At 53.2% G+C, this 6,295-nt stretch carries 11 protein-coding genes and 1 pseudogene; 1 reads left to right on the top strand and 11 read right to left on the bottom strand.

Annotated elements, in window-relative coordinates:
• Positions 1-58: 58 nt before the first annotated feature.
• A pseudogene (locus BN1136_RS19630) lies at positions 59-163 on the top strand (gamma carbonic anhydrase family protein); the annotation flags it as partial.
• Positions 164-314: 151 nt separating this feature from the next.
• Here BN1136_RS19630 and rplQ read toward each other — a convergent pair.
• The 11 genes from rplQ to rplR form a co-directional block, all read right to left on the bottom strand.
• On the bottom strand, positions 315-698 hold the full coding sequence (gene rplQ, locus BN1136_RS03440; RefSeq protein WP_005307999.1) for a 50S ribosomal protein L17: 384 nt from the start codon (positions 696-698) through the stop codon (positions 315-317).
• Between the two features lie 43 nt (positions 699-741).
• Positions 742-1,731 carry a DNA-directed RNA polymerase subunit alpha gene (locus tag BN1136_RS03435; protein ID WP_005307997.1) on the bottom strand — a complete coding sequence of 330 codons (990 nt, stop codon included), beginning with the start codon at positions 1,729-1,731 and terminating at the stop codon, positions 742-744.
• A gap of 25 nt (positions 1,732-1,756) precedes the next feature.
• Complete coding sequence (gene rpsD, locus BN1136_RS03430) at positions 1,757-2,377, bottom strand: 30S ribosomal protein S4 (RefSeq protein ID WP_010672568.1); 621 nt, start codon at positions 2,375-2,377, stop codon at positions 1,757-1,759.
• Between the two features lie 40 nt (positions 2,378-2,417).
• Positions 2,418-2,807 (bottom strand): 30S ribosomal protein S11, encoded by a 390-nt coding sequence (gene rpsK, locus BN1136_RS03425; protein WP_005319702.1) that lies wholly within the window; start codon positions 2,805-2,807, stop codon positions 2,418-2,420.
• Between the two features lie 14 nt (positions 2,808-2,821).
• Complete coding sequence (gene rpsM, locus BN1136_RS03420; RefSeq protein WP_005307991.1) at positions 2,822-3,178, bottom strand: 30S ribosomal protein S13; 357 nt, start codon at positions 3,176-3,178, stop codon at positions 2,822-2,824.
• A 139-nt stretch (positions 3,179-3,317) separates the two neighbouring features.
• On the bottom strand, positions 3,318-3,431 hold the full coding sequence (gene rpmJ / locus BN1136_RS19625) for a 50S ribosomal protein L36 (RefSeq protein WP_005319705.1): 114 nt from the start codon (positions 3,429-3,431) through the stop codon (positions 3,318-3,320).
• 27 nt (positions 3,432-3,458) lie between these two features.
• Complete coding sequence (gene secY / locus BN1136_RS03415; RefSeq protein WP_042652867.1) at positions 3,459-4,787, bottom strand: preprotein translocase subunit SecY; 1,329 nt, start codon at positions 4,785-4,787, stop codon at positions 3,459-3,461.
• Positions 4,788-4,795: 8 nt separating this feature from the next.
• The gene (gene rplO, locus BN1136_RS03410) at positions 4,796-5,233 is read right to left on the bottom strand and encodes a 50S ribosomal protein L15 (RefSeq protein WP_005307987.1); all 438 of its coding nucleotides are present in this window, start codon (positions 5,231-5,233) and stop codon (positions 4,796-4,798) included.
• 2 nt (positions 5,234-5,235) lie between these two features.
• Entirely contained in the window at positions 5,236-5,415 is a 180-nt protein-coding gene (gene rpmD, locus BN1136_RS19620; protein WP_005307985.1) for a 50S ribosomal protein L30, read from the bottom strand.
• A gap of 6 nt (positions 5,416-5,421) precedes the next feature.
• Positions 5,422-5,922 carry a 30S ribosomal protein S5 gene (gene rpsE / locus BN1136_RS03405; protein WP_043763317.1) on the bottom strand — a complete coding sequence of 167 codons (501 nt, stop codon included), beginning with the start codon at positions 5,920-5,922 and terminating at the stop codon, positions 5,422-5,424.
• Between the two features lie 14 nt (positions 5,923-5,936).
• Positions 5,937-6,290 carry a 50S ribosomal protein L18 gene (gene rplR / locus BN1136_RS03400; RefSeq protein ID WP_010672566.1) on the bottom strand — a complete coding sequence of 118 codons (354 nt, stop codon included), beginning with the start codon at positions 6,288-6,290 and terminating at the stop codon, positions 5,937-5,939.
• Positions 6,291-6,295: the final 5 nt, after the last annotated feature.

Genomic DNA, 6,295 nt, shown 5'->3' with positions numbered 1-6,295 from the left:
ACTTATCCACAGAAACGGGTGCCAAGTTGCTAGAATGGCCGAAAATAAGGAGGCCAAGATGAACTTGCGACTGAGACCCTACAAGGGAAAACGCCCACAACTGGGCAAACGGGTATATGTAAACCCCTGTGCCACCCTGGTGGGCGATATCGAACTGAGCGATGTGAAGTGAGCAAGAAATCCAGAATTGGGCCAAGCTCAGGAGCGACGTCTACTTCTTTGTATCTTTGTATAGAGGAGAAGAGTTGAGGCAGTTGAGGCAGTATCAGAATCAATTAAAAGAAAAGCCGGGACAAGCCCGGCTTTTTCTTTTATCACTCAGCAGCTGCTTCAGCAGCGGCCGGGCGGTCTACCAGCTCAATGTAAGCCATAGGGGCGTTGTCGCCAGCACGGAAACCGCATTTCAGAATGCGAGTATAACCGCCGGCGCGCTCCAGGTAGCGCGGGCCCAGTTCATTGAACAGCTTAGCCACGATCGCGTTATCGCGAGTACGGGCAAATGCCAGGCGACGATTAGCAACGCTATCAGTCTTGGCAAGGGTGATCAGCGGTTCAACTACACGACGCAGCTCTTTTGCCTTAGGCAGAGTCGTCTTGATGATCTCATGACGAACCAGGGAGCTGGCCATGTTGCGGAACATAGCCTGACGATGGCTGCTGTTCCGGTTCAGTTGACGACCACTCAAACGATGGCGCATGACCTTATCCTTCTAACTAAATCTGTGAAACCCGTAATCTGGATTACTCGTCAGCGATGCTGGCGGGCGGCCAGTTCTCAAGGCGCATGCCAAGAGACAGACCACGGGAGGCCAACACGTCCTTGATCTCAGTCAGGGACTTCTTACCGAGGTTAGGAGTCTTAAGCAACTCAACTTCGGTACGCTGTACCAGATCACCAATATAGTGGATAGCTTCTGCCTTCAGACAGTTCGCGGAACGAACTGTCAGCTCCAAATCATCGACAGGACGCAGCAGAATCGGATCAAACTCGGGTTTCTCTTCTTTCTTCTCGGGCACGCTGACATCGCGCAGATCCACGAAGGCTTCCAGCTGTTCGGCCAGGATAGTGGCAGAACGGCGGATCGCTTCTTCCGGATCCAGAGTACCATTGGTCTCCATGTCGATGACCAGCTTGTCCAAGTCGGTGCGCTGTTCCACACGTGCCGCCTCTACATTGTAGGCGATGCGAACGATGGGACTGAACGCGGAGTCCAGCAGCAGGCGACCAATAGGACGCTCTTCGTCATCGTTGTGAACACGAGCAGAAGCAGGCACATAACCACGACCGCGCTGAACTTTCAGACGCATGCTGATCTCAGCATTGGCGCCAGTCAGGTGGCAGATTACGTGCTCCGGGTTTACGATCTCGACTTCATCACCGTGAGTGATATCACCAGCGGTAACGGGGCCTGTTCCAGACTTGGTCAGGGACAGAGTTACCTCGTCCTTGCCTTCCAGTTTCACAGCGATACCTTTCAGGTTGAGCAGAATTTCAAGAATGTCTTCCTGCACACCTTCTTTGCTGCTGTACTCGTGCAGTACTCCGTCGATCTCGACTTCAGTAACTGCACAACCGGGCATAGATGACAGCAAAATACGACGCAGGGCGTTGCCCAGCGTGTGACCAAAGCCACGCTCAAGCGGCTCGAGAGTCACTTTCGCGTGAGTCGGGCTAACTTGCTCGATGTCAACTAGCCGCGGTTTAAGAAAATCTGTTACAGAACCCAGCATTGTGTCCTCTCTTTAGAAGCTAGCTTTACTTGGAGTAAAGCTCGACGATCAGCTGTTCGTTAATGTCGGCAGACAGGTCGGAACGCTCCGGCAGGCGCTTGAAGGCACCTTCCATCTTAGCAGCGTCAACCTCTACCCAAGTCGGCTTCTCGCGCTGACCAGCAACTTCCAGGGAAGCTTTGATACGCGCTTGCTTCTTAGCCTTCTCGCGAACGCAGATCACGTCCTCAGGGGATACCTGGAAAGAAGGAACATTCACAACGCGGCCGTTTACCATGATGGCTTTGTGGCTCACCAGCTGACGAGACTCAGCACGAGTGGCGCCGAAGCCCATGCGGTAGACGACGTTGTCCAGACGACCTTCCAGCAGCTGCAACAGGTTTTCACCGGTGTTACCCTTTTGACGGGCAGCGTCGCGGTAGTAGTTGCGGAACTGTTTTTCCAATACGCCGTAGATACGACGTACTTTTTGTTTCTCGCGCAGTTGCACGCCGTAGTCGGACAGACGCGCTTTACGCGCACCGTGTTGACCCGGAACAGTGTCAATCTTGCACTTAGAATCAATCGCACGAACACCAGACTTCAGGAAGAGGTCGGTGCCCTCACGACGGCTAAGCTTAAGCTTAGGACCGATATATCTTGCCATCTTCTTTCTCCAACAATCCTAGACCAAGTAGCTAAACGCGTTACACGCGGCGCTTCTTGGGAGGACGACAACCGTTGTGCGGGATCGGAGTCACATCAGTAATGTTAGTGATGCGGAAACCAGCCGCGTTCAGAGCGCGGATGGAGGACTCACGACCGGGACCCGGACCTTTGACCATGACTTCCAGGTTCTTCACGCCGTATTCTTTGGCGATCTCACCAGCACGCTCAGCAGCTACCTGGGCAGCAAACGGAGTGGACTTACGGGAACCACGGAAACCGGAACCACCAGAGGTAGCCCAAGACAGAGCGTTGCCCTGACGGTCAGTAATGGTCACGATTGTGTTGTTGAAAGATGCATGAACGTGCGCAATACCGTCGCTCACTTGCTTTTTAACGCGCTTGCGAGCACGAGTCGGAGTTTTAGCCATTTTCTACCTTCCCGTTACTTCTTGATAGCCTTGCGCGGACCCTTACGGGTACGAGCGTTGGTCTTGGTACGTTGACCACGAACAGGCAGGCTACGACGGTGACGCAAACCACGGTAGCAACCCAGATCCATCAAACGCTTGATGTTCATGGAAATCTGACGACGCAGGTCACCTTCAACGGTGAATTTACCTACTTGTTCACGCAGACTCTCGATCTGAGCTTCGTCCAGGTCTTTAATTTTCACATTCTCAGCGATACCGGCTGCGGCACAGATGGCCTTGGAGCGGGTACGACCGACGCCATAAATAGCAGTCAACGCGATGACTGCATGCTTATGGTCAGGAATGTTAATGCCAGCGATACGGGCCACTATTCACTCCTACATATAGTAGATTACGACCACCACAAAGCCCGTGAGCGGATACGTGGCGGTCAACCAATACACAACAAAAGTTGGCTGGCTATATTAGCCAGCACAACTATTTGTTGCAAGTACTAACCGTAAAAAATTAGCCTTGGCGCTGTTTATGCTTTGGCTCGCTGCAAATCACACGCACCACACCGTGACGCTTGATGATTTTGCAGTTACGGCAGATTGCCTTAACGGAAGCACGAACTTTCATTGCTTAACTCCGTAACTACGCCGACCTTTAGCGGCCGTAGCCCTTCAGGTTGGCCTTCCTCAGGACGTCGCCATATTGATGAGACATCATATGGGTCTGAACCTGAGCCATGAAGTCCATGATAACTACCACGATAATCAGCAGCGAGGTGCCACCGAAGTAGAACTGTACGTTCCAGGCAGTCATCAGGAACTGGGGTACCAGACAGATAAAGGTAATATAGAGCGCACCTGCCAATGTCAGGCGAGTCATAACCTTATCGATGTAACGTGCTGTCTGCTCGCCCGGGCGGATCCCCGGGATAAAGGCTCCACTCTTCTTCAGGTTATCTGCTGTCTCGCGTGGATTGAAGACCAGCGCGGTATAGAAGAAGCAGAAGAAGATAATGGCTGCTGCATAGAGCATCTCGTACAAGGGCTGACCCGGCTGCAGGACCATAGAGACCTGTTGCAGAACATCAGCGACCTTGCCCTCACCCTGACCAAACCAGGAGGTAATGGTCCCCGGGAAGAGGATGATGCTGGATGCGAAAATCGCAGGAATCACACCGGCCATATTCACTTTCAACGGCAGGTGTGTGCTTTGCGCGGCGAATACCTGGCGGCCTTGTTGACGCTTGGCATAGTTCACGACGATACGACGCTGACCACGCTCCACGAACACCACAAAGTAAGTCACTGCGAAAACAATCAAGCCCAGCAACAACAACAGCAGGATGTGCAATTCCCCTTGACGTGCCTGTTCGGCCGTAGCGCCAATGGCATGAGGCAGACCAGCAACGATACCTGTGAAGATAATCAACGAGATACCATTACCAATCCCACGCTCGGTAATCTGCTCACCCAACCACATCAAGAACATGGTACCGGTGACCAGACTCACAACGGCTGTGAAATAGAAGCCCAAACCCGGATGAGTCACGAGTCCTTGCATCATATTCGGCAGACCGGTTGCAATACCAATGGCCTGGAACGTTCCCAAAACCAGCGTGCCCCAACGGGTATATTGGCTAATCTTGCGACGGCCGGATTCACCCTCTTTCTTGAGTTCAGCAAGAGCGGGATGAACCACAGTCAGCAGCTGGATAATGATCGACGCCGAAATGTACGGCATGATCCCCAGCGCAAGAATAGAAGCACGCGAGAGTGCACCACCACTGAACATGTTGAACATCTCAATGATGGTGCCCTTCTGTTGTTGGAACAACTCGGCCAGTACGGCGGCGTCAATACCAGGGATCGGCACATAAGAGCCTGCACGGAACACGATAATTGCCCCGAGAACGAAGAGCAGACGGCTCTTCAGTTCGCTCAGACCACCTTGTGCTTTAACATCCAATCCTGGTTTCTTAGCCATTGTACTGATTATTCCTCGATTTTACCGCCAGCGGCCTCGATGGCTGCACGTGCACCCTTGGTGACGGACAGACCACGAACGGTCACAGCACGGTCAATGTTGCCAGACAGAACAACTTTAGCGAACACGATGTTTTTGGTAATAACACCAGCTTGCTTCAGAGTGCTCACGTCGACCACATCACCTTCTACCAGGGCGATTTCGTTCAGGCGCACTTCGGCAGAAACCAAAGATTTGCGAGAGAAGAAACCGAACTTCGGCAGACGGATTTTCAAAGGCATCTGGCCACCTTCGAAACCGTTGCGGACCTTGCCGCCACCGGAACGAGAGGTTTGACCTTTAACACCACGACCACCGGTCTTGCCCAGACCAGAACCGATACCACGGCCCGGACGGTGCTTAACGCGCTTGGAGCCAGCGGCCGGAGACAGAGTATTCAGACGCATGCTTAGCCCTCCACCTTAACCATGTAATAAACCTGGTTGATCATGCCGCGTACGCAGGGAGTATCTTCCAGCTCAACGGTGTGACCAATGCGACGCAGACCCAGACCACGCAGAGTCGCCTTGTGCTTTGGCAGACGGCCGATAGAGCTGCGAGTTTGAGTTACTTTTACAGTGTTAGCCATGTCGCATTACCCCAGAATTTCTTCAACGCGCAGACCACGCTTGGCAGCGATCTGTTCCGGTGATTGACCGTGAACCAGAGCGTCTACAGTTGCGCGAACAACGTTGATCGGGTTGGTGGAACCGTAGGTCTTGGCCAGCACGTTGTGGATACCGGCAACTTCCAGAACGGCACGCATAGCGCCGCCTGCGATGATACCAGTACCTTGGGAGGCCGGCTTCATGAACACGGTGGAACCGGAGTGAACACCTTTCACCGGGTGGTGCAGGGTGCCGTTGTTCAGTTCTACCTTGCTCAGGTTACGCTTAGCCTGTTCCATCGCCTTTTGAATGGCGGCAGGAACTTCACGGGCCTTACCGTAACCGTAACCTACACGGCCGTTACCATCACCCACCACGGTCAACGCGGTGAAGGACATGATACGACCACCTTTAACAGTTTTCGAAACACGGTTTACTGCAATCAGCTTTTCTTGCAGTTCGCCGGCTTGAGATTCGACTTTAGCCATCTTCGACTCCTAGCTTAGAACTGAAGACCAGCGTCACGAGCAGCGGCAGCCAGAGCGGCTACACGACCGTGATACTTGAAACCGGAACGATCGAAAGATACGTTCTGAACGCCTTTGGCAATGGCACGCTCAGCGATAGCCTTGCCTACAGCGGTAGCAGCGTCTGCGTTACCGGTGTATTTCAGAGCTTCACTGATGGCCTTCTCTACTGTGGAAGCAGAGGCCAGAACTTCGGAACCGTTGGCTGCAATAACCTGCGCATAGATATGACGCGGGGTACGGTGAACAACCAGACGGGTAGCTCCCAGTTCCTGCATCTTTTTCCGAGCACGAGTAGCACGACGGAGACGAGCTGCTTTCTTGTCCATAGTGT

The organism is Aeromonas taiwanensis, from assembly GCF_000820165.1.
Lineage (GTDB): Bacteria > Pseudomonadota > Gammaproteobacteria > Enterobacterales > Aeromonadaceae > Aeromonas > Aeromonas taiwanensis.
This window is presented reverse-complemented; position numbering and strand designations above follow the sequence as displayed.